18 protein-coding genes are annotated in these 23,469 nt (G+C 67.9%); 12 read left to right on the forward strand and 6 right to left on the reverse strand.

Features of this window, described 5'->3' with window-relative positions:
* Window positions 1–254: 254 nt before the first annotated feature.
* The 4 genes from DM816_RS25890 to DM816_RS25905 all read right to left on the reverse strand — a co-directional run bounded on the left by DM816_RS25890 (window position 255) and on the right by DM816_RS25905 (window position 6,925).
* Window positions 255–3,617 (reverse strand): LamG domain-containing protein, encoded by a 3,363-nt coding sequence (locus tag DM816_RS25890; protein ID WP_117213007.1) that lies wholly within the window; start codon window positions 3,615–3,617, stop codon window positions 255–257.
* Between the two features lie 112 nt (window positions 3,618–3,729).
* Window positions 3,730–4,338 carry a hypothetical protein gene (locus tag DM816_RS25895; protein WP_117213008.1) on the reverse strand — a complete coding sequence of 203 codons (609 nt, stop codon included), beginning with the start codon at window positions 4,336–4,338 and terminating at the stop codon, window positions 3,730–3,732.
* Between the two features lie 9 nt (window positions 4,339–4,347).
* The gene (locus tag DM816_RS25900; protein WP_246002245.1) at window positions 4,348–5,652 is read right to left on the reverse strand and encodes a jacalin-like lectin; all 1,305 of its coding nucleotides are present in this window, start codon (window positions 5,650–5,652) and stop codon (window positions 4,348–4,350) included.
* 172 nt (window positions 5,653–5,824) lie between these two features.
* On the reverse strand, window positions 5,825–6,925 hold the full coding sequence (locus tag DM816_RS25905) for a substrate-binding domain-containing protein (protein ID WP_117213010.1): 1,101 nt from the start codon (window positions 6,923–6,925) through the stop codon (window positions 5,825–5,827).
* A gap of 201 nt (window positions 6,926–7,126) precedes the next feature.
* Here DM816_RS25905 and DM816_RS25910 point away from each other — a divergent pair, with 201 nt between their 5' ends.
* The 12 genes from DM816_RS25910 (at window position 7,127) to DM816_RS25965 (ending at window position 21,836) form a co-directional block, all read left to right on the forward strand.
* A complete protein-coding gene (locus DM816_RS25910; protein ID WP_117213011.1) occupies window positions 7,127–8,137 on the forward strand; it encodes a hydroxyacid dehydrogenase in 1,011 nt (336 codons plus the stop codon).
* Window positions 8,134–9,981 carry a DUF2264 domain-containing protein gene (locus DM816_RS25915; RefSeq protein WP_117213012.1) on the forward strand — a complete coding sequence of 616 codons (1,848 nt, stop codon included), beginning with the start codon at window positions 8,134–8,136 and terminating at the stop codon, window positions 9,979–9,981. The genes DM816_RS25910 and DM816_RS25915 overlap by 4 nt, the downstream gene beginning before the upstream one ends.
* Window positions 9,982–9,996: 15 nt before the next feature.
* A complete protein-coding gene (locus DM816_RS25920) occupies window positions 9,997–11,265 on the forward strand; it encodes an ABC transporter substrate-binding protein (RefSeq protein WP_246002247.1) in 1,269 nt (422 codons plus the stop codon).
* Between the two features lie 29 nt (window positions 11,266–11,294).
* On the forward strand, window positions 11,295–12,173 hold the full coding sequence (locus tag DM816_RS25925) for a carbohydrate ABC transporter permease (RefSeq protein WP_117213014.1): 879 nt from the start codon (window positions 11,295–11,297) through the stop codon (window positions 12,171–12,173).
* Entirely contained in the window at window positions 12,170–12,982 is an 813-nt protein-coding gene (locus tag DM816_RS25930) for a carbohydrate ABC transporter permease (protein ID WP_117213015.1), read from the forward strand. The genes DM816_RS25925 and DM816_RS25930 overlap by 4 nt, the downstream gene beginning before the upstream one ends.
* A 6-nt stretch (window positions 12,983–12,988) precedes the next feature.
* The gene (locus tag DM816_RS25935) at window positions 12,989–13,588 is read left to right on the forward strand and encodes a hypothetical protein (protein WP_117213016.1); all 600 of its coding nucleotides are present in this window, start codon (window positions 12,989–12,991) and stop codon (window positions 13,586–13,588) included.
* Window positions 13,589–13,607: 19 nt separating this feature from the next.
* Entirely contained in the window at window positions 13,608–16,739 is a 3,132-nt protein-coding gene (locus tag DM816_RS25940; protein ID WP_117213017.1) for a glycoside hydrolase, read from the forward strand.
* Window positions 16,740–16,853: 114 nt separating this feature from the next.
* Window positions 16,854–17,759, forward strand: coding sequence for a TIGR03619 family F420-dependent LLM class oxidoreductase (locus DM816_RS25945; protein WP_117213018.1), 906 nt, complete (start codon window positions 16,854–16,856; stop codon window positions 17,757–17,759).
* A gap of 205 nt (window positions 17,760–17,964) precedes the next feature.
* The gene (locus DM816_RS25950) at window positions 17,965–19,431 is read left to right on the forward strand and encodes a peptide MFS transporter (RefSeq protein ID WP_117213019.1); all 1,467 of its coding nucleotides are present in this window, start codon (window positions 17,965–17,967) and stop codon (window positions 19,429–19,431) included.
* A 276-nt stretch (window positions 19,432–19,707) separates the two neighbouring features.
* Entirely contained in the window at window positions 19,708–20,103 is a 396-nt protein-coding gene (locus DM816_RS25955; RefSeq protein WP_162907839.1) for a hypothetical protein, read from the forward strand.
* A 74-nt stretch (window positions 20,104–20,177) separates the two neighbouring features.
* Window positions 20,178–20,975, forward strand: coding sequence for a hypothetical protein (locus DM816_RS25960; RefSeq protein ID WP_117213021.1), 798 nt, complete (start codon window positions 20,178–20,180; stop codon window positions 20,973–20,975).
* A 354-nt stretch (window positions 20,976–21,329) separates the two neighbouring features.
* A complete protein-coding gene (locus DM816_RS25965; protein WP_246002255.1) occupies window positions 21,330–21,836 on the forward strand; it encodes a hypothetical protein in 507 nt (168 codons plus the stop codon).
* 291 nt (window positions 21,837–22,127) lie between these two features.
* Here the strand turns inward: DM816_RS25965 and DM816_RS42910 are convergent, their stop codons facing one another.
* Both DM816_RS42910 and DM816_RS25970 read right to left on the reverse strand, forming a co-directional pair.
* The gene (locus tag DM816_RS42910; RefSeq protein WP_162907840.1) at window positions 22,128–22,283 is read right to left on the reverse strand and encodes a hypothetical protein; all 156 of its coding nucleotides are present in this window, start codon (window positions 22,281–22,283) and stop codon (window positions 22,128–22,130) included.
* A gap of 58 nt (window positions 22,284–22,341) precedes the next feature.
* Window positions 22,342–23,469: tetratricopeptide repeat protein (locus DM816_RS25970; protein WP_162907841.1), on the reverse strand; the 1,128-nt coding region annotated here is incomplete at its 5' end.

Raw genomic sequence — 23,469 nt, forward strand, 5'->3', positions numbered from 1 at the left:
CGCGACCCGTCGCCGCGACGGTGGTGGCCGCGGGCCAGACCGGCGGGCGGTGCACCTGTGCTGGCGGCGCGGGCGTGGACCCGGCCGGCTCCGGCGCGGGCACGTCGTGGCCGGGCACGGACGCGTCCACCTGAGGTTTGAGAACAGGTTTCTCAGGCTCCCTGGCAAACGCCGGGGGCGTGCTCAACCCCTGGAACAACAACGCGAATGAAACGACTAGCGCGATCGACCGCCGTACCTTCATCGAAAGCTCCTTAACAGCCACACAGCGAAGCGACCTGGTCCGGGGTGACCACCCCGGCGTAGAGACGGACTTCGTCGATCGCGCCATGGAGCGCTCCGGAGTCCTGGACACCGATGCGGAAGCCCCCGTTGCCGTGCCAGCTACCCACCGCGACCTTGCTGCCTTCCTGCACACCGTTGACGTAGAACCTGAGCATCCCGGCCGTACCGTCGAAGACGGCGGTCAGATGCACCCATTCGTCGTACGTGGGCGGGGCGTCCGAGGTCGCGGCGTGATAGACCTCCGAATGGCCGTCCGCCTCGGGCAGGACGATCCCCCATCGGTCGTGTGGCAGCGAGTACTGCAGATAGAACGCGCACCGGGTGGCGCCGAACTGGCACGCGATGGTCTGGTAGTTGTTGGTGTCCGACGTGCGCACCCAGGCCATCACCGTGAACGACTGGTCGGTGCGCACCGCCGGGCCGGTCGTGCTGAGCCACATCGGCCCGGTCGGGACCGCCAGCGCGCCGTCGGTCTGGCCGCGCTGGTCCTCGGTCCACACCGCCGTCCCCGCCCCGGCGGTCAGCGCCCGGCCGTACGGCGTGGAGTCCTCGCCGTTGCCGTCCAGCCGCCAGCGACCGACCAAAGTGGACGTCATCGGCTCGATTTCGGGCGTGGACAGCACCCGGTCCCACACCTTCACGTGGGCAATGTCGCCGTTCCATGGATTGGATATGGTCGCGCCGACGCGCACGTGACCGATCGTCAGGAAACGCGCCCCGTTCCACGGCGTGGCCCGCGTCGCGGTCGAGGTGAGCTCCCCGTTGACATACAACCGCATCTGCCGGCCCTGGCCGTCGTAGACCCCGACCAGATGGGTCCACCGGTGCTCCGCCCAGGCCCGCGACGACGCCTTCGTGGCGACGACCCCCGAGGAGACGTCCGACTCGTGCACCGCGAACGCCCAGTCGCCCTGGTTGTATTGCAGGAAGAACGCGCTGGTGTTGTTGCCGGCCTGGCCCACCGCCGTCTGGTAGACGGCCGTGTTGCTGTTGAGCCGCACCCAGGCCGACACCGAGAAGCTCTTGCCCGTGTTGACGACCGGCGCGCTGGTCGTCGCCGTCGACGTGGACCCGTTGAACGTCACCGCCGTCGACCCGGGCGCGGCCGGGCCGCTCAGGATCATCCCCGGCCGGCCGGCAGTCGCGTTGACCAGCGTCGCCGGGTGTTGCGTGGTGCGCTGGTTGGTGTCGGCGAGCGTGGTCGCGCCCGCCGGCTCGTTCATCTCCCAGATCCCGACGGGAGCCGTGGCCGCTCCGACCTTGAAGACGTACTCCTTCAGCGGGCTCGTCCGCCCGGACCGGTCGACGCTCGCGACATAGAGCGTGACCAACCCGCTGTCGGTGGGGTCGGTGGGCTGGGGCGGTGGTGGCGTCAGCGCCAGGGTCACCGGCGCGCCCAGCGCCGAGTTATTGACCAAAGTGGACACCGGCGTCGACCAGCCCCACTTGTAGCCCGACACGTCCGCCACACCGCTCGCGGTGAACGTGAAGTCGGCCGTGAGCCCGACCGCGCCATAGGTCACGTTGAGGTCAGTGCCATAGACGGGCGACGAAACTCCCGGCGCCACAGCGGGACCCACGATGTCCACTTCGAACTCGCACCACGCCGACCAGCCCGACGAGTCGGTACCCGAGGCGCCCTCGAACGAGTACGGATCCTGAGTGTGCACGTGCCAGCGGTACAGCCCGGCGTGCGTCAACCCGGAATTGATCCGGACCTGGCCCGGCGCCGCGGTGCGCAGGTTGGCCTGCGTGCCCGAGCCGAGCGCGACCCATGCCGCGCCATCCCAACGCTCCCAAGCGAAAGCGGCGCGCAGGTCGGTCTCGTCACTGTCGGGATCGGACACCACCGCGCGCAGAGTCGGCGTGGTGCTGGAGATGACCGGGCGGCCTGTGCCAGAGACGCAACCGGCACCATCGGCGCTCAGGTTGGTCGGCACGCGCGGCGGCGAGTTGTAGGTGACGGAAAGCTGGGCATCGTTGCGGAACCGCTTCCAGCCGCCCGTCATGCTGCCCTCGTTGCCCGCCCGCAGCCCGAGCGTCAGGCTCGACCACCGCTTGGACGCGAACTCCGTCGCGGCCGAGATCGCGTTGAACTCGACCCATCCCGGGCCGAGGGAGCAGCCGGACTTGCGCGCTACCGTCTCGCTGTCGAGCTGGCGTGACCAGGTGCCCGCGTGGTTGTTCCAGTTTGTCGACGACGAGATGCCGCCGACCAGCCACAGCTGCACGGCGTCGGCGGTGCAGTCCCACGCGTGCGTCTCCCACGCCCGGAACTTCGCGCCCAGCACCCGTGAACCGTGCACCGCACGCGAGACACCGAACTCCCAGATGAGCCGCTTGACCTGGTCGCGGCTGCACGTGCCGTCGGTCTGCACGTCGCACAGGCCCATGCCCTCGTCACCGGAGAACTTGTAGTACTCCTGGTCCGAGTACCCGCTGGAAATCATCGCCCACTCGTTGCGCGAGCCGTTGACCGCCGGGTCGATGTAGACCGGGAACACGGTCGCCGGATCGTCCAGCATGGCTCGGTCGGGTACCAGCAAAATCTCCGCCGCGGTGACCGAGGTGGCCACGCGCGTCCGCCGGTCGCCATCGGCCGGCCAGTCCAGGTCGCGTGCCTTGCCACCCGACGAGTCCCACATCATCGGTGCCGGGCTGGTGAACACGGTCACCCCAGCGCCATCCACCGCGACAAACCCGCCGGCCTCGCCGCGCACGGTCAACCCGGAAGCCTCGATCCGCAGCCGCAGCTCGCGCAGCGCCGGGTTGGCCGCCGCCTGCCGGCTACGCACCACGAGCACCTCGGAGAAGCCTTCCGCCAGCGCGGTCAGCACCAGATCGGTCTCCGGCAGCACGTCATGATAGGTCGCGCGTGGACCGTCCAAAGTGGGCTTCGGCAGTGACCACGGCAGCGTCAGCGACAGGCGCTGGCTACCCTTGGCGATCGTCACCAGCGGGCCGGAGCCGCCCGGCGAGAAGCGGATGTCCATCACGGCGGCCTTGGGCCGGACGGCGTCGGCGTGGCGGGCGAGTGTGGTGTCCACAGCCGACCACCCGCCATCGGCGCCGCGCACCCGCACCGGCGAGGTGTGTTGCTCAAGCGTCCAGGTGCCATCGGGGTTGGCGAAGCGGGTCTCCCGCTCGGTGCGCGCCGACGCCACCTCCACGCTGGTGCCGGTGCGGCGCGCCAGTGCCACAGCCTCGGCAGCGCTCGAAGCGACGGGGCTCGGCGTCGTGACCGCGGCAGCGGGAGGATCCAACTGCGGGACCATGAGCTGACCGGCAAGCACGGCCAGGACGACGACTGAGACGATGCGCCTGCGGTCCATTTCTCTACTCCGACCACGCGATCCGATGAGACGAGCCCATGGTCGCCGGAGCGATCACCAGTTGATCATCAATTGATCATCAAAACGGCGCGGCCTGCGCCGACACCGGATCCTATTTGGAACCGCGCATCAACGCCGCGACACCGCCCGCCACCGTTGCGACCAAGGCGGCCAGGGCCAACGGCACGGCCAACAGATAGGCCAACCGCCAGCTCAGCATCGTCGTGATGAGCCAGCCAAGCAGCGGCCCGAGCACCAACCCACCGAGCACGGCCAGCCCCAGTGCCAGGCGCACCTGCGCCCGCCGCTGTCCCGTCTGACCGGCCAGACCCGTGGCGGCGCCGAGCACCGCACCCCCGCCAAGCCCTGCCATCAGCGCGGCAGTCATCAACATGGCCGATCCACCCGACAACGTCATCACCACGGCGCCGGCAAGCATCAGCACGACTGCAGGCACCACCACCGAAGTGGGCGCCCGCCGCCCGAGCAGGTAGCCGAGCGCGAAGCCCACCGCCACGCCGACCAGATGCACGGCAACGACAACCGCTATCACCATGTTGGACAGACCGAGCTCACGCTGGAGCACGCCGTGCAGCGCGACCAGCATGGCGAACTGGTAGGCCGCGAGCACGGCACCCAATCCCGGCCCGATGAGCGTCCACAACGGGCGCCCCACCGATGCGGCGATCGACGGGGACGACTGATAGCTCGGCTCGGTCACCGGCTCATATTAGACAACTAACGCGATCGGGGTATAGATGAGTCCGAGCTTGTCCATTTCAGACCCTGCGCGGCCGTGGAACCCGGCCAGCCGCCAGCCCGGCGGTGCCGTGTAGGTGACCATATTCGCGGTCGCGGTGCCGCCGGCGAGCGTGCGGCCCAGGTTGGTGGTGAACCTGAGATAGAAGACGCGGGTGTGGCCGTCCTTCTGGCCCGAGCCTATGGCGACCTGGGTGACATATTCGTTGGTACCCAACGTGAGGCTCGCCGCTGTTCCGCCCGTGCCACCATGTGTCATGACCGCGCCGTCGGCCTGCGCGAGCGAAACCTGGTCGACGCGGGAGCCGGAGCGCAGGGACACGCTCGTGACCCGCGACCCGATCGCGACGCGGTCCACGTCGGTGAACGGGGCGCCGTGCGGCCCGCCCCACGAGTCGCTCATGAGCAGGCCGGGGTGCAACGACCAGCTGAACCAGGCTGCGATCGGGTAGTGGTCGGACAACGGCTCACCCTCACCGTCGACGAACGCGGCGTTCTCGTTGTGGTACCGCATCAGCCGCAGATCGATGAATCGGTTGCCACGGTAGAGAATCTTGTCGACCACCTCGCACGAATTCGTGACGTTCTCCTCGTCGCAGACCAGCGCGGGGCTGCCCGCCGCCGGAGGCACGCCGCCTCGCTCCTGCCGCACCCACGCGTCCGTGAGCCTGTTGGCCGAGACGAGGTCGCGGATGTTGTCTTCGACCCGCGTGTACCGCGTGTTCGTGTCACCCATGACGATGACGGCGTTCCCGGCCGAGTTGGTCGCGATGTAGCGCGAAAGCTGGCTGATGTTGGCGCGGCGGGCGGCCAGGTCGGCCGTGCTCGTGCCGGCGTTGGCGTGCACGTTGTAGAAGTCGACGTGGACGCCCTCCGCCAGCCGGATCCGCGACCACGTGAAACCCTTGGGCGTCAAGCAGTCCGTGCCGTTGCAGTTGCTCCACCTCACCCGGGTGAAGTCGGAGTACGGGAAGTCCGACAGCGTGTTGAGCCCATCGCCGAAACCCGCGCCGCCACTGGTCGGTGTCCGATGGGGATGCGTGTCGGCGGCGTAGAGGTCAGCGTGGTAGTTGAAGTCCTCCTGCACGTGCACGATGTCGTACGCGGGCAGCCGATGCCCGATAGGCGTCGTGTTCTTCGACGGGTTCCCACTCGACCACCCCTCGGGCAGGCCGGCGATGTTGTAGGTCAGGACGGAGAACGTTCCGGAGGTGGCCGCGCTCGCAGGGGCCGCGGGCAGCAACGCGGCGAGGAGGGCGAGACCCAACAGCTTCATTCGCATACATCATTGTCACCCGGGCACCCGGCCCCGGACACCGGGCCGATCATGAACTTACGTCGATGTTCAGCGGGGTGTCGCGGCATTTACTTCATGGTCAACCCAGGCGGAGCCACGGCGTCGATCATGAAGTTTCGGAAAGGGCACGCCGTCGAACATGGGCGTAAGTTCATGATCGGCGGGAAGGAGAGGGGGAGCTGGTGTCGCGGATGATGAGTTGGGGGCTGATCAGGACGCGGTGGACGGGGCGGGTGTCTGGGTGCTGGATGCGCTTGGCGAGCAACTGCACTGCCGTCTCGCCGATCGCGTGTTTGGCCGGGCGGATGGCGCTCAGCGCGGGGTTGGCCAGTCCCGCGACCTCGTCGTCGTAGGCCACCACGGCGAGGTCGCCGGGCACGGCGATGCGGCGTTCTTCGCAGCGCGCGACCAGTGAGATGGCCTCGCGATCGGAGTGCACGAGCAGGGCCGTGGTTGCTGTGGCGGCGCAGGCCGCGAGGGCGCGGTCGAGTTCGTCGTTCCAGCGTGGATCGCGGTAGTCGGGAGAGCTCACATCGGGCGTCCCGGCGAGTTCGAGGCCCAATTGGGCCACGGTTTCGCGCCACCCCCGCCGCACGGCGGGTGTGTGCGGGCTCGTCGCGGAGGCGAGGAAACCGATGCGGCGGTGGCCTTCGGCGGCCAGGTGGCGCACGGCGAGGCTCGCGCCGAACGCGTGATCGGTGCTGACCGACTCGACGTGCTCGTGATAGGGCCCCACTGTGGTGGCCCGTTCGACGAGCACAACCGGGATCGGTAGCCCGACCAGCCAGGCGACCAGTTCGCTCGCCTCGTCGCCCGTGATCGGCGGCGCGATCAGCAGGCCCTGGATGCCCGCCGACTCCAGCAGCCAGGACGCCTGCCGGCGCACGTCCGCGATGTCGTGGTATGACGAGCCGCGCAGCATGATGCGCACCCCGGCGTCCGGCGCCGCGTCACGAGCCCCGCGAATGATCTCTGGCCAGTAGTAGTCCAGCGAGGGCACGACCATGCCCACCGCCGGAAGGTTCGCCTCGGGCGACTGCCCGTCGACCGTCCGCGGAAGCCGGATGCCGCCGTGGACGCGTTCGATGACGCCCTCGTCGGCCAGCTGGGCGATGTCCCGGCGCACCGTCACGGCCGTGACGCCCAGCGTGCGGGCGATGTCGCTGACCCGCAGCGTGCCGCGCGTGCGCAGGTCGGCAAGGAGCCGTTCACGGCGCTCGACCGGAAGGGGCGGCGGCTCGGGCTCGGTCACGTTGGCGCCTCCACGCTCGATCGGCGAACAAACCGATCAGATTCGAACACAATCGTGCACCGATCCGAAACCCGCTTACGTTACAGAACGGTAACGAGCTCTTGTGCCTCCGGTTGGAGGGCTGGTCTACTCTCTGGCACTCCGATCGAACGAACAGAAACGAACAGATCGGAAAACTATTCAACGGAGGAGAACGCGTCGATGTATCGCCCGCAGGCACTGCTCGTCATGCGGCCCGGCACCTTCCAGGTCCAGTTCGGACCGGGTGAGCTGCGGCGCCTGCACGAGCTCGCCGAGGTCGGCGATCCACTGTGGACGGATGACATCGACACGCCGCACGTGCGGGCCAGGCTCGCCGAGACCGAGGTCCTGCTCACCTCGTGGGGATGCCCGATGCTCACCGCGGAACGCCTCGACGCCGCGCCCAAGCTGCAAGCCGTGCTGCACTGCGCCGGCAGCGTGCGCGGCCTGGTCACCGAGGAGGTGTGGCGGCGGGGCATCGTCGTGACGAGCGCGGCCGAGGCAAACGCGACACCCGTCGCCGAGTACACCCTGGCGGCCATCATCTTCGCGGGCAAGAAGGCACACCTGCTGGCCGCGGAATCGAGGTTGCGCCCGGCCGATTGGGACGCCGTGCATCACCGTGATGACCTTTCCAACTACGGCCGCACCATTGGGGTCGTCGGCTTCTCGCGCATCGGGCGGCGGGTCGTCGAGCGGCTGCGGGCGCTCGACACCGCCGAGGTGCTCGTCACGGACCCATATGCCGATCCGGTGGCGGTCGCGGAGGCGGGCGCACGCCTGGTCGAACTCGACGAGCTGCTGCGCGCGTCGGAGATCCTGTCGCTGCACCTGCCCGAGCTGCCGCAGACCCGGCACGCGATCGGCGCCCGCGAGCTCGCACTCCTGCCCGACGGCGCGACGGTCATCAACACCGCACGCGGCGGGGTCATCGATACCGCCGCGCTGGAGCGCGAGTGCGTGACCGGCCGGCTCAGCGCGATCCTCGACGTCACCGAGCCCGAGCCGCTGCCCGCCGATTCCGTGCTCTACCGCCTGCCCAACGTGATGATCACCCCGCACATCGCGGGCTCGCTCGGATCCGAGACCCGCCGACTGTCCAATCTGGCCCTCGACGAGCTGGAGCGCTTCGCCCGCGGCGAGTCCCCGATTGAGGCCGTCACCAGCGACACGCTGGAGGTGAGCGCGTGAGCATCTCCCCGTACACGGGTTGGACGCGCGCCGACTGGGCCGACCTCGCCGATCGGATGCTCGCTGCCGCCTGGCGTCATGCCTCCCCCACCGGCGCACGCATCACGCCGCCCGGCGCGCCCGGAGGTTACGGCACCGCAGTCGACGGGCTTGAGGGCTTCGCGCGCACGTTCCTGCTCGCGGGCTTCCGCGTTGCCGGCGAGGGCGGGCGCGACGAACACCATCTGCTCCAGCGTTACGCCGAAGGCATTGCGGCCGGCACCGATCCCGCTTCGCCCGAACGCTGGGTCACGCCAAGCGAACACGGTCAGGCCAAAGTGGAGGCGGCCTCGATCGCGCTGATCCTGGACCTGACCCGCCCGTGGCTGTGGGACAAGCTCGACTCCGGCGTGCAGGAGCGGGTCGTTGCCTACCTCGCCCAGGTCGTGGGCGACCACACCTATCCACAGACCAACTGGGTGTGGTTCCGCATCGTCGTCGAGCAGTTCCTGGCTTCGGTGGGCGGGCCGTGGTCGGCCGACGACATGGAGGCCGACCTCGCCACGCACGAGTCGTTCGCGCGCGACGGCGGATGGTACTGCGACGGCGCGGAACGCAACTACGACCACTATGCGGGCTGGGCATTGCACCTCTACCCCATCCTCTGGAGCCGCATGACCGGTGCGGAAACGCTTGCGGCGCCACGAATCGAGCGTTATCGCGAGCGTCTCGACCAATTCCTGGGCGACGCGCTGCGCCTCGTGGGCGCCGACGGGTGCCCGCTGATTCAGGGCCGCAGTCTCGTGTACCGGTTCTCCGCCGCAGCCCCGTTTTGGGTGGGTGCAATGGCCGGAAGCGCTGCACCGGGTCTGCTGCGCCGGGCCGCGTCCGGGATCGTCAAGCACTTCGCCGATCGCGGCGCTCCCGACGCCGACGGCCTGCTCACGCTCGGCTGGTATCACCCGTGGCGGCGCATGGCACAGCGATACTCCGGACCGGGCTCGCCCTACTGGGCCGCCAAGGGCATGCTCGGCCTCGCGCTGCCCGCCGACCATCCGGTGTGGACAGACGTCGAGCAGCCGCTGCCGGTCGAGCAGGCCGATCAGCTCACCGTCATCAAGGCTCCCGGCTGGGCCGTGTCGGCGACCAAGGCCGACGGCATCGTGCGCGTCTACAACCACGGCACTGACCACGCGTTGCCGGGCGACCGGATCGGCGACTCCCCGCTCTACGCCCGCTTCGGGTACTCCACCGCCACCGCGCCCGCGATGGACGACGAAGGTTGGGACCGACCCTTCGACCAATCGGTGGTGCTGCTGGACGCACAGGGCCGCGCCACACACCGCACCGGATTCGAAACGCTCACCGTCGAAAGTGGACAGGCCGCCGTGCTCGCCTCGCGGGCGCGCTGCCACTGGGTCGAGCCCGACCGGACCGTCCCCGACCACGGCTCCGGCCGGCCCGGCCCCGCGCTCGACGCCGCCACCGTCACGACCGTGTCAATCGTGCGCGGCGCATGGGAAGTGCGCTGCATCCACGTCGAACCGGGCGAGGGCTGGGACCAGGTCACGACTTTGCGCGTCGGTGGGTGGCCCGTCACGCTCGGCACCACCGCTCACCCCACCACGGCTGTCGGGCTGCACGGCTTCACCGCCGCGGGCCTGCACACCGCCCGGGACGCCACGCCGCTTGGGGAACTGACCGCAACGCCGTGGCTCACCGGGTACCCACAAAACAAAAAATGGCTCATCGCGGCGCTCGCCCTCAACGGCGGCGAGCAACCACCGCGGGCAGAAATTGAAGGGCCCGCCGTCCGGGTCACCTGGCCGGACCATGTCACCACCACAACCGCGCTACCCCAATAATCGAAAGGAACGCTCGTGATCAGAAGAAGGATGCTGGCGGCGATGGCGACCGCGGTTGCCATCGCCTTACCGGTGAGCGCATGCGGCTCCGGTGAGGAACCCGCCGCCAACGGTCCCGTCACGCTGAGCGTCAGCGTCTGGAGCCTGGCGTCCACGCCCGAGTTCCAGGTGCTGTTCGACGCGTTCACCAAGGCGAACCCGGACATCACCATCAAGCCGGTGGACATCCTCGCCGCCGATTACCCGACCAAGGTCACGACGATGCTCGCCTCCGGCGACCAGACCGACGTCATCACCATGAAGAACGTCATCGAGTACGCCCGCTACGCCAGCCGGGGCCAGCTCCTGGACATCACCGCGGCGGCGAAGTCCGACACGGCGAAAAAGCTCGGCGGGCTCGACGCGTTCAAGCAGGAGGGCGACAAGTACTACGCGCTGCCCTACCGTCAGGACTTCTGGGTGCTGTACTACAACAAGAAGCTGTTGGAGGCGGCCGGGCAGGCCTTCCCGACCAACCTCACCTGGGACCAGTATGTAGAGCTGGCCAAGAAGCTCACAACGGGCAGCGGCCAGAGCAAGGTGTACGGCACCTACCACCACACCTGGCGCTCGGTCACGCAGGCCATCTCCGCCGCGCAGACCGGCGGCGACCAGCTGAGCGGCGACTACAAGTTCTTCGCCGACCAGTACCGCGCCGCGCTCGCACTGCAGGAGGCCGGCGCCACGCTGGACTTCGGCACCGCCGTGACGCAGAAGACCGGCTACGCCTCGATGTTCGAGACCCAGAAGACCGCGATGATGCCCATGGGCACCTGGTTCATCGCCAAGGTGCTGTCGGAGAAGCAGAAGGGCACCACCAACGTCGACTGGGCGATCGCGCCGATGCCGCAGCGGCCCGGCTCCAGCAAGATCACCACGTTCGGCTCGCCGACCGCGTTCGCCGTCAACAAGAACGCCAAGCATTCCGCGGCGGCGAAGAAGTTCGTGGAGTTCGCCAGCGGCCCGGAGGGCGCCAAGGCCCTTGCCGCGATCGGCATCGTGCCCGCCTACTCCAGTGACGAGATCCTCAAGCAGTACTTCGCCCTGACCGGCATGCCCACCGACGAAATGTCGAAGAAGGCCTTCACGCCGGACAAGGTGAACCTGGAGATGCCGGTCAGCGACAAGACCTCGAAGATCGACACCATCCTCAACGAGGAGCACCAGCTGATCATGGCAAAGCAGAAGTCCGTCGAAGACGGGATCAAGTCTATGGAAACCCGGGTCAAGAACGAGGTCAGCTAGAACGGCGACGGTGGCCCGGAAGGACGACGATGGCACAGCAAAAGTGGCGCAACACCCTGGTCGGCTGGAGTTTCATCCTGCCCAACTTCCTCGGGTTCGTGATCATCAGTCTCGTACCGATGATCGCTGCGTTTGGACTGTCCTTTATGGAATGGGATTCGTTCAACGCGCCGGAATGGGTGGGGCTGGACAACTTCGAGCGACTGCTGCGCGACGAGTCCACCAAAATCGCGCTGTGGAACACGACCTTGTACGCGCTGGGGCACGTGCCGCTGACCATGCTCGCCGCGCTCGGCCTGGCGCTGCTGCTCAACCGCAGGCTCGCCGGGCTCGGGTTCTTCCGGGCCGCCGCCTTCTTCCCCTACATCACGTCGCTGGTGGCCGTGGCCGTGGTGTGGAACATGTTGTTCAACCCGGAGTTCGGGCCGGTCAACCAGTTCCTGCACTTCATCGGCATCGACAACCCGCCGGGCTGGACCACCAGCACGACGTGGGCGATGCCGGCCGTCATCCTCACCAGCGTCTGGCGGGACATGGGGTACTACATGGTGCTCTTCCTCGCCGGGCTGCAGTCCATCCCGCGCGAGTACTACGAGGCGTCCAAGGTCGACGGCGCCACCGGGTGGCAGCGATTCCTGTTCGTGACGCTGCCCGGACTGCGGCCGGTCACGTTCCTTGTGCTGATCCTGCTCACCGTGCAGAGCTTCAAGGTGTTCGACCTGATCGTCGTGATGACCGACGGCGGGCCGGGCCGGGCGACTCTCGTGCTCTCACAACAGATCTACCGCCAGGGCATCATCGAGGGCGAGTTCGGGTACGCGTCGGCGATCTCGTTCGTGCTGTTCCTGCTCGTGCTGGTGCTCACGCTGATCCAGTTCTGGTTCAACAACCGGAGGGAGCGCTCATGATACGCCGGGTCCTGTTGAACGTGATGCTGCTCATCGCGGCCGCCGTGATCCTGGTGCCGTTCCTGTGGATGGTGAGCGCCTCGCTCAAGCGCAACAACGAGGTGTTCACCATCCCGATCGAGTGGGTTCCGCAAAGCTTCCAGTGGAACAACTTCGCCGACATCTGGGAGCGCATTCCGCTCGGGACCTACCTGGGCAACACCGTCCTGCTCAGTGTGGTCATCACGTTTCTTCAGCTGCTGACGGGAAGCTTTGCGGCCTATGGGTTTTCCAAGATGCGCTTCCCCGGCCGGGACGCGCTCTTCTTCGCCTATGTCGCGACGATCGCCGTGCCGTGGCAGGCATACATGATTCCGCAGTACATCATGATGCGCAAAGCCGGGCTGACCGACACCCTGCTGTCGCTGATCCTGCTTCAGGCCTTCGGCGCGTTCGGCGTGTTCCTGATGCGGCAGTACTACCAGACGATCCCCGATGAGCTGTGCGAGGCCGCACGGATGGACGGGCTGACCGAGTACGGCATCTGGGCGCGCATCATCCTCCCGTTGTCGAAACCCGCGCTCGCGAGTCTGGGCCTGCTCACGTTCGTCAACACGTGGAACGACTACATGGGTCCGTTCATCTACCTGACGAGCAACGACCTCTGGACCATCCAGTTGGGACTGCGGTCGTTCGTCGGCCAGTTCGACGCCGACTACGCCATGATGATGACCGGATCCGTGCTGTCGATCCTGCCGATCCTGGTCATCTTCCTGCTCGGCCAACGGTATTTCATCCAGGGCATCGCCACGTCCGGCATGAAAGGCTGACCCGACATGCGTTTGCTCGCCCGCCTCCCGTACGACACCATCTTCAGCACCGTCTATTTCGGACTACGGTTGAACCTGTGCCTTGTGGTGGCGGGCCTGCCGCTGCTGGTCGCGTTGGCTTTGACCGATGCGCCACTGCGTGCTTGGCCGTTCTTCACGGCGCTGTCGGCTATCTGTGGGCCTGCGGTCGCGGCGGCTTTCGCCACCTTTGAGGGCGAAGGCTTTTGGGCGGCCTATCGGGCTTCGTTCTGGCGCGCGCTGGGTGTGGCGGGCGCTGCTGCGGTGGTCGTGATCGTGCTCGCGGTGGACTTCCAGCTCGCGCTCGGCGGGCCGTTCGGCGCGGTCACGCCGATGCTCGCACTGCTCATGGCGTTGGTCGTGGTCGTGGCCATCGCCTGCTTGGTAACACGTGCGGTGCCACGGCCTCGGGTCTTGCTGGCCTACGCGTATTTGTCGATTCGGAAATGGTATCTGAGCGCGGCCAATCTCGCCGTGCTCGGCGTGCTCGCGGTCGCGATCGTGGGACGTCCGGCGGTCGGACTGTTTCTGCTGCCCGCACCCGTGCTCTATGTCGTGTGGGCCAACACCCGCCACATCACTGCCTAGTCACTGCCTAGGAGGGGAAATGAACCGCCGCTCCATTCCGCATTATCTGTCCGCATTGGTCACCACGGTCGCGCTTGGAATCTTCCCGGTTGCGGCGAACGCCGCCGATCCCATCCCGGAAGTGGTCGTGCGGCCCGATCCGTCCTATCAGCACCCGACGTGGGAGGGTTGGGGAACCAGCCTGGTCTGGTTTGCCAACGCCACCGGCGGCTATCCCGACGAGATCCGCACGAGGCTGGTCGATCTGATGTTCGGCGAGGACGGTCTGCGACTGAACATCGCCCGGTACAACATCGGCGGTGGCAACGCGCCGGATGTGCGCACCGATTACATGAAGATGGGCGCCACGATGCCCGGCTTCTGGAAGGCGCCACCGGGCACCACCCGCAACGACATGGACTGGTGGGACGCGGACAACCCCGACCACTGGAACTGGGACGCCGACGCCAACCAGCGCTGGTGGGTCGACCAGATCAAGGACCGGGTCGACCAGTGGGAGGCGTTCAGCAACTCACCGCCCTACTTCCAAACGGTCAGCGGCTATGTTTCCGGCGGCTTCAACTCCAGCGCCGATCAGATCCGCGCCGACCGCGTCGACGAATTCGCCGATTATCTGGTACGCGTCACGGAAGCACTGGAAGCGGCGCACGGCATCGAGTTCGACGCGATCGAGCCGCTCAACGAGCCCAACACTCCATATTGGGGTACGCAACTCGGCCCCGACGGCCAGCCGACCGGCGGCCGGCAGGAGGGCGCGCACGCCTCGCCGGGCCTGCAGCAGCAGGTGATTCTCGCGCTGGCGCGACGGCTCGAAACCGCCACGACGCAGGCACAGCTCGCCGCGATGGACGAGACCAACTCGTCGCTGTTCACGACGAACTGGAACGGATACAGCCCGCAGACCCGCGCGGTGATCGACCGGCTCAACGTGCACACCTACGGCACGGGCCAGCGCACGTCGGCCCGCGATGTCGCCAAGGGCGCGGGCAAGCCGCTGTGGATGAGCGAGGTCGACGGCACGTGGGGCAGCGGGCAGAGCTTCACCAGCATGGAGCCGGGCCTGGGCATCGCTGAGCGGATCGTCAACGACATCCGGGAGCTGGAACCGTCCGCGTGGGTGCTGTGGCAGCCGATCGAGGACTACAACCCGCAGCACGCCGGGAACGGCAACTGGGGCACCGTCCAGATCCCGTTCGACTGCGGCGCGGACGCCACGCTGGCGAGCTGTCCAATTAGGATCAACACCAAGTTCCACACGATCCGGAACTTCACCCACTACATCCGGCCCGGCGATCGGGTCGTGAAGGTGAACGACACGGCGAGCGTGGCAGCGGTTTCGGCGAGCGGCAAGGCGGCCACCGTCGTGCACGTCAACACCACGACCGGCCAGCGGCGCGTGACGCTCGACCTGTCGCGCTTCGCGCACATCGCTCCCGGTGCGACGGTCACGCCGATCGTGTCGGATGCGTCCGGAGGCTTGGTGCGCAAGGATCCGATCCCGGCCGGCGGGTCTTTTGTCGTGCCGCCGAAGTCCGTGACGACGTTTGTGATCGATGGTGTGTCCGGGGTCGCGGCCGATGCGGCGTGGTTCCAAAGTGGACATGTTTATCGGCTGCAGGGCGTCGCGAGCGGCAGGTCGCTGACGCCGTCTGACGCGTCTGTTGTCATCCGCACGAGCGATGCGGCGGCCGCCGACCAGCTGTGGCGGATCGAGTCTTTGACGGGCGGTGTCACCAACCGCGAACGCTATCTGCTGAGCAATGCCGATCGACTTTTGGTGGTACGAGACAACGCCCTCGCACTGCAGGCGCGCAGCGAGGCGCTGGCGGCCGACCCGGCCGCTCAGTGGATGCTGTCGACCACCGGAGACGGGACCTACACCCTCGTCAATGTGGGGACCGGGCGGCTGGCCGATGTGGTTGGACAGTCCACTGCGGACGGTGCGCTGGTCGGGACCTTCACTCCGACATCGGGCAACAACCAGCGGTGGACCGTGTTTGACGAGACCGTGCTCGGTACCGTGGACGCCTCGGTTTTCACTACACCCGGCAGACCGCCGGTGCTGCCTTCCACGGTGACCCCCGTCTATCGAGACGGGGCGCGCGGTTCGCTGCCGGTGGTCTGGAAGGAGCAGCCGGACCGGCCGTGGCCCGCGTCGGGCACGTTCAAGGTGCCCGGCACGGTGTCGGATCCGCTCGGCCGGACCGTCAGGGCATGGGCCGTGGTCACGGTCGACACCATCGTCGCGACGGAACCGGCGCGCGCCAAGGCATTCCAGGGCGGGACCGCGCAACTGCCGACCACGGTGACAGGCATTGGAGCACGCGGCGCGCGGACGACGCTGCCGGTGACATGGCAGCCCGCGCCGGCGTTCGACCAGATCGGCGTGGTGGAGGTGGCCGGCACGGCACAGGTACCGGACGGCAGCACCGTTCCGGCCACCGTGCGGGTGCAGGTGACGGCGCCGGTCGAGGTCAATGCGGCGACTGGGGCGGGTGTGCAGGCCAGCGCCACATACACCGAGAGCGGCTACTCGGCCGACCGGCTGCGCAACGGTGACACCGGCGACAAGGGCTGGTCGAACTGGCGATCCGGCACCAAGAACCCGTCCGACACGCTCACCTTCGCGCTGCCCGCCGCGGCCCAGGTGACCCGGGTCGGTGTGCACTTCTTCCGCGACGGCAACAACGACAGCTACGCCCAGTCGCTGCGCGTCGAGGTGCGCGACGCACAGGGCGCGTGGGTCCAGGCGAGCAACGAGATCACGGTCCGGGGCGGTTCGCCCGCGCCCGTCATCGACGTGCCGCTCGCGGGTGCGGCCACCAACGGTGTGCGGGTGGTCCTCACCGCCCGGCCCAACATGTGGATGACCGTCGCGGAGGTGCAGATCTTCGCTCGTGCGCCGGGCCGGTCCGCCGACCCGGCCGCCGGGTCCATCACGGTCAAGGGACGCAGCCTGCCCGGCTTCGACCCGGCGATAACGGAGTACACAGTGGACCCGGCGCTGACCGGTGAGGTCACGGCAACCGCCCGCGACCCCTACGCCACGGTCGCCGTCGTCCAGGCCGGGCCCGACCGCACGGCCACCGTGACCGTGACCAGCGAAGACGGGACCCAGACCCGAACATACACCCTGCGGTTCGGCTCATAGCACCGATAGGGTCGTAGCCCGCGGTGCCGCTCGCTCCTATATGGAGTGAGCGGCACCGCGGGCTCGCGTGTGGATAGGCTGAGTGGTGGTCACCATCGATGAAAGGGAGACCCCATGGAATTGGGTGTAGGACTGCCCACGTCAGGAGAATTGGCAACACCGGAAAACATCGCGCGAGTCGCGCAGGAGGCCGAACGGCTGGGCTATGCCGCGCTGTGGACATACGAGCGGCTGTTGCGGCCGATGGAGGAGTTTTCGATATTCGGCGGGCCACCGCAACGCGTTCCGGAGATCTATCAGTCGGTGTACGAACCGCTGGAGACCCTCAGCTACGTGGCCGCGCTCACTGAGCGGATCAAGCTGGGCACCAGCATCGTTGACGCCCTGTTCCACGTGCCGGTGGTGTTGGCCAGGCGGTTTGCCACGCTCGACCGGCTCAGCGGCGGCCGGGTCATCGCCGGGCTCGGCCAGGGCTGGATGCCACACGAGTTCGAGACCGCCAACGTGCCCATGAGCCGGATCGGCGCCGGCATGGACGAGGTCGTTGCGGCGATGCGCGCCTGCTGGGGACCCGATCCGGTCGAGTACGAGGGCCGTTACTACCGCATCGCGCCGTCGGAGGTGAACCCCAAACCGGTACAGAATCATGTGCCGATCCTGCTCGGTTCGACCACCCCCAAGGGTGTGCGACGGGCCGCCCGGATCGCCGACGGCGTCAACCCGATCGCCTTTTCCGAGGAAAGCCTGCTCGGGCTCGTCAAGGAGTACCACGACGCCGTGACCGAGCTGGGCCGCGACCCGGCGACCGCCCCGGTTTACGTGCGGGCCAATGTGCCGATCACCAGCGAGCCGCTGGGCGCCGACCGGCCGTACCTCGGCGGCTCACCCCGGCAGATCGCCGACGATCTGTCCATGTTGGACGGTGTCGGCGTGCACCACGTGCTGTTTTCCAACATGGCGCCGACCGGCATCGACGGGGAGATCCGGTTGCTGGCCGAGCTGCGCGAGGCGGTCGGGTAAACCCTCCCGGCCGGATGGCGGCCTTCGGCGGTACTGTACATAACGGGCAACCAGCCGGTCGATCGCCGCGGCCGCCTCCGGCTCCCGCAGGCCGGGCACCCGGCCGGTGCCGTCGGCGCGCACCCACCACGGCGCGGCCATCGACGCTACCCGCTCCCTGCACGCGCCGGGCATGATTCGCCCACAGGCGGGGTAAATCGACCAAGTGACGGCTACGGATACCACTGAATCGGCCAGAGGGTCCAGGACGTTCTTTGGCCAGCCGCCGTTCTTGGCGAACCTGTTCGGCATCGAGCTGTGGGAACGTTTTTCGTTCTACGGCATGCAGGGAATTCTGCTGATCTACCTGTACTACACGGTGGAGCAGGGCGGGCTGGGCATCGACCGGGGCGCCGCGACCAGCATCGTCGGCGCGTACGGCGGGACGGTCTATCTGTCGACGGTCGTCGGGGCGTGGCTCGCCGACCGGCTCTTCGGCGCGGAACGCGTGCTCTTCTACAGCGCGATCCTGGTGATGGCGGGCCACATTTCGTTGGCCCTGCTGCCCGGCCTGGTCGGGGTGGGCACCGGTCTCGTGCTGGTGGCGCTGGGCAGCGGAGGTGTCAAGGCCAACGCGACCTCGCTGGTCGGCTCGCTGTACGCGGAGGACGACGATCGCCGCGACGCCGGGTTCTCCCTGTTCTATCTGGGCATCAACGTTGGCGCGCTGCTCGGGCCGCTCGTGACCGGGCTGCTGCAGAAGAACATCGGATTCCACGTCGGGTTCGGTGCGGCTGCGGTGGGCATGGCGCTGGGGCTGATGCAGTATGCGATTGCGCGTCGCCGTGTTCGGCCGCAGGCTCATGAGGTACCACATCCGCTCGCACGTCAGCATCGCAGACCGCTGGCCGCGGCCGCGGCCGGAGCCGTCGTGGCGCTGGCGTTGCTCGCCTGGGCGGGACTCCTTCCGCTGCAACGGTTGTCCACCATCGTGGTGGTGCTCAGCGGCCTGGCCGCGATCGGCTATTTCGTGGTCATTTTGCGCAGCCACGCCATCACCGCGGTGGAGCGGCGCCGGGTGCTGGCGTTCATCCCCATGTTCGCGGCCAGCGCGGTCTTCTGGTCGCTGTATCAGCAGCAGTTCACCGTGGTGACCATCTATTCGGACACCCGGCTGGACCGCAACATCTTCGGATGGCAGATGCCGGTGCCATGGGTGCAGTCGATCAACCCGATCTTCATCATCCTGCTCGCCGGGGTGTTCGCCGCCATCTGGACCAGACTCGGCCCGCGACAACCGTCGACGCCGGTCAAGTTCGCCGCCGGAACCGCGCTCATGGGTGTGGCGTTCCTGTTGTTCCTGCCGCTGGCCGGGGGCGGACCAAACAGCGCTCCCCTGCTCGCGCTGATCGGCATCCTATTCGTCTTCACCCTCGCCGAGCTCTTGCTGTCGCCGGTGGGCCTGTCGTTGTCGACCAAACTCGCCCCGAGGGCGTTCCGGACCCAGATGGTTGCTCTGTTCTTCCTGTCCGTCGCGCTGGGCACGGCCATGGCCGGCACGCTGGCCAAGTACTACAACGAGAGCAACGAGGCCCCGTACTTCGCCGCATTGGGTGCGGTGGCGATTGCGCTTGGGGTCGCGCTGTGGGCCCTGAACCCGTTGCTGCGCCGGATGATGAGCGGGGTCAGATAGTCACCGATATTCGGGCAGCCCGGTGTCGGTGGCCAGGCTGCCAGGCTGGTGTTGACCGGGCGGGAGGAGCGTTTCCCCGCGCTGGCCGCCTTGGTCGCCATGGGCGGCGGCAAATATCAGGCGCTCAGCTTCGGGATCGATCGGATCCTCGATGGGGTCAGGGTGCTCATCGAATCACGCCTCCGTGATGGCTCTGAGCACTCAGTGTGACGGCGTTCGCCGACCGCGCGCTCATCTATTTGTAGCGACGTGCACGGGGAGCAGGGAGACGCGATCATGCCATCGGACATCGCCCGGCTGCGCGCACAAATCGCCCGCCAACGATATGCACTATCGCAGCTGGATGTCGTCGAGGCCGCCGAGCACCTGGTGCGCAGCCATCATCGGCAACTGCTCGACGACGAGCTGGCCGAACTTCACAAGGAGCTCGTCCGGGCTCAGCGGACGCTGGACTTGGCCCGCGACGGCAACGATCTGAACTTCATCGTGGTCGCCGAAGAAGACACGTGCCGGGTTCAACGCCAAGTCACCCTGCTGCAACGCCAAAGCCGCGAGCACGATGTGGCCGCCGCGAAGGTGCGTTCGGCCTATCTCGCGCAGCGCCAGCAACTGGTGGAGCTGGTCAACCAGCTGCAGCACCTGCTCGTGCGCACCATCCGCCGCGCGCCATAACCTGCCTGCCTATTGGCGTTGCCGCCCGCGAGACCCTAGCATCGAGCCGAGTCGATGATGAAACGGAGTCTCGCATGAAGCGAATGAGGTCATTGCTGGCCGTCGGTGTGCTGATCGCCGGGGCGGTCGTCATCATGCCGGTGACGGCATCTGGCAGCACGGATAGCACGGGCGGCAGTTGTGCCCGGCGCGCGACGCTGTTCTGCGAAGACTTCGAGTCACTGCCCGGCGGCGGGCCGAGCACGCTCGCCTGGGGCATCGACACCCGGCACGGCAAGCTGAGCGTGGAGCGGCTGCGCGCCGGCCGCGGCGGCAAGGTGCTGCACGTGCACACCAGGGGCAACGGCATGGCATTCCTCAAGGTTTACGACTTCGCCGCGCCCGGCAACAGCTTCTACGGTCGCGTCCGGGTGAAGGTCGACGCCTTCCCCAGCGCGCCCGACTGGGCCCACTTCACGCTCATCGAGGTGACCGGCTCCGGCAGCAGGGAAATCGTGCGGCCGCTCGGCGGGCAGTTCGCGCCGACCGTGGGGCCGGGCAAGACGTTCTGGGGCGTGGGCGCCGACGGCGGCCCGACCGGAGACTGGACCAACTGGCGCGAGTCCGCGCCGACGGCCACCGACCGCTGGCTGTGCGTGGAATACCAGTGGTACGCACCGGACAACAGGATCTCGATCTGGATCGATGGCGTGGCGAAGCCCGACCTGACCGTCTCCACCACCAACCACGGCGGCGCGGCGACCGATTTCATCCTGCCCACCGCGGACACGATCAAGATCGGTTGGCAGCTCTACCAGGGCGACCCCATGCCCGACCACTATGACCTGTGGCTGGACGACATCGCCATGGCGACCAGCCGGCTGGGCTGTTAGGCGGTCACCGCAAACGCTACGCGCTGAACCCCAATAGTTCGGGGACCGCGTCCGGCGGGCCGGACTCCACGACGCGGGTCAGGGTCAGGCCCGCGTCGAGGGTGATGGCTCGCATCGACGCGCACGTTGCCCGGTGGAGATGTCCGCCCCGATGGGCCGCCAGCCCAACTCCCGCAGCATCGGTGCCCGTGCTCCCGTGCCGCAGCAGATGTCCAGGCACACCGAGCCATCCCCTGAGCCGTCCCCCGAGCCGAGGAGGGTGCGCAGCATGTCGGGAGTGGAGCGGGCAAGTCGACGATCGCCCACCGACTCGCGGATCGCTACGGTTGGCGTCTGTACGCGACTGACGACGTGATGCGGGATCACGCGGGGCGCACCACGCCTGCGGAGGCGCCCTTCCTGCACAAGTTCATCGCCATGGACATGGATGAGCGATGGGTGAACCGGTCCCCGGAAGTCATGCTTGAGACATTCCACTGGTTTCGGGGCGAAGGCTTCGGTCTGATCGTCGAAGACCTCCTTCGCCTGCCGCAGCAACCGTGCGTCATCGTCGAGGGCTTCCGGCTACTGCCGCACCTCGTGAAACCGCTGCTGGCTGCTCCTGCGCACGCCGTTTGGCTCCTTGCCACACCTGATTTCCGCCGGCTCGCCATCCAGAGTCGGGCGGTACCAGGGGAAGGGTTCGTATGGAAGACCAGCGATCCGGCAAAGGCCGGCCGCAACATCGCCGAACGCGAGCGCATGTTCACAAGACGACTCCAGGAGGAAGCCGAGCGTCTCCAACTGCCCACCATTCAGGTGGACGCCACGATGACCGAAGATGATCTCTGCGGACAAGTGACCAGCGCGTTTGGACTCTGACTGCGGCTGGCACCCGCAACCCGACTTCGACCGGATGCGGGCACAGGTCAACGCCGGCGCCTTGCGCTGGAAGGTCAGCGGCAACCCTGCCCAGGCGACACCGCGCGACATCCTCAACGCGCGGTTGGCGCCTGACGACAATCACCTGCGACGCCGACCGGTTCCTCGCGGCGGGCACCTATGGCTACCTGCATGTTTAGCCGGTAGTGCGCTGGGTACGCCGGGGCCTCCCCCGGGGCAAACTAGGGGAATGGATCGCTGCGCTTCAGGGGTTGGGGCGCAGCGATCCCGCTACGCGCCTGAGGCTGGCACGATGGCGGCCCCAACCGTAGTGACTGCTTGCCATCGGTTGCCGATGCGGTAGAAGCGCATGCCCGAGAACGTGTTGCCGTTGAGCCCGTTGTCGGCCTTGTCGTTGGCGTAGGCTGCGGTCGCGTCCCAGGGCACGGCGATGATGGTGCGGGGGCAAGCTTTTGTTTCATGCCCGCGAAGCGGGCGGCCGGCGCTAAGCAGACGCCAAGCTCGCCCTTTCCGCTTGGTACACGGCTGCCGCCTCGGCGTCGCCCATCTCCTCGCAGATCTCCGCCAGCGTGGTCAGCATCTCGGCGACCCGTTTGGGCATGCCCAAGCGGCGCCAGATGGCCAGCGCCTCCCGGAAGTGCGTCGCGGCCGACACCAGCTCACCCCGGTTGCGGGCGACCCGGCCGAGCACGGATATCGAAGTGCCCACGCCCCAGGGCTGGCCGATGAGCCGGAAGTGCTCCAGCGACCGGTTCGCCAGCCGCTCCGCCTCGCCGTCGCGGCCCTGGCCGGCATACAGCAAAGCCAATATCACGCCGGTCGTGGCGACCAGGCGGTCCGCTCGCAGGCGCGAGACCATGGCGTGCGCCTCCAGCAAGGGCTCTTCCGCCTCGGCCAGCCGCCCTGCGTCGCGCAGCTGCACGCCGTGCACATGCAGCACCCACGAGCGCATGATATCGGCCATCTCCAGGGTCCCCGCCCGTTCGAGCAAGGCCAGCGCCTCGGCCGGCCGGCCGGCGTCGCGCAGCGTGAGCGACAGCTCGGTCAGCGCATCGGCGAGCACCTCCGGGTCGCCGGCCTCCTCGGCCGCGGCCACTGCCTGCTCGCCGAGCTCGACCGCTTGCGGTAGGTCGCCGACCATCCGGGCCAGGTGACCCGATCGCGCCATGAGGCAGCCGATCCCCCGCGCGTCGCCCAGCTCCCTGTACAGCGTGCTGGCCCGGTCGATGGTCGTTTGCGCGGCGGCGAAATCGTCGCGCGTGTTTTGCGCGTGCGCCATCCGGTGCAGCAGGCACGCTTCGCCGCGCCTGTCCCCGGCCTTGACGGCTGCGCGAAGCCCGTTGCGCAGCAGCCAATCCCGCTCGTCGAGATATCCCACCAGGTCGAGGTATCCGTCCAGGCGCTGGGCGATCGTCCACGCCGCAACGCCGCGACCCGAGTCGGCCGCCTGCCGGACGGCCACCGTCAGCGCGCCGCGCTCGTCGGCGAACCATGTCATCGGGTCGGCGGCCGTCGCCCGGAGGATGCCCGGCGATGGCGACCACAGCGGTGCGGGCTCCGGGTCGGCGGCGTGCCGGCGCAGCCCGTCATCGGCGGCGGCCGCGACGGCGTG

It is taken from the genome of Allorhizocola rhizosphaerae (genome assembly GCF_003426775.1).
Classification (GTDB): domain Bacteria; phylum Actinomycetota; class Actinomycetes; order Mycobacteriales; family Micromonosporaceae; genus Allorhizocola; species Allorhizocola rhizosphaerae.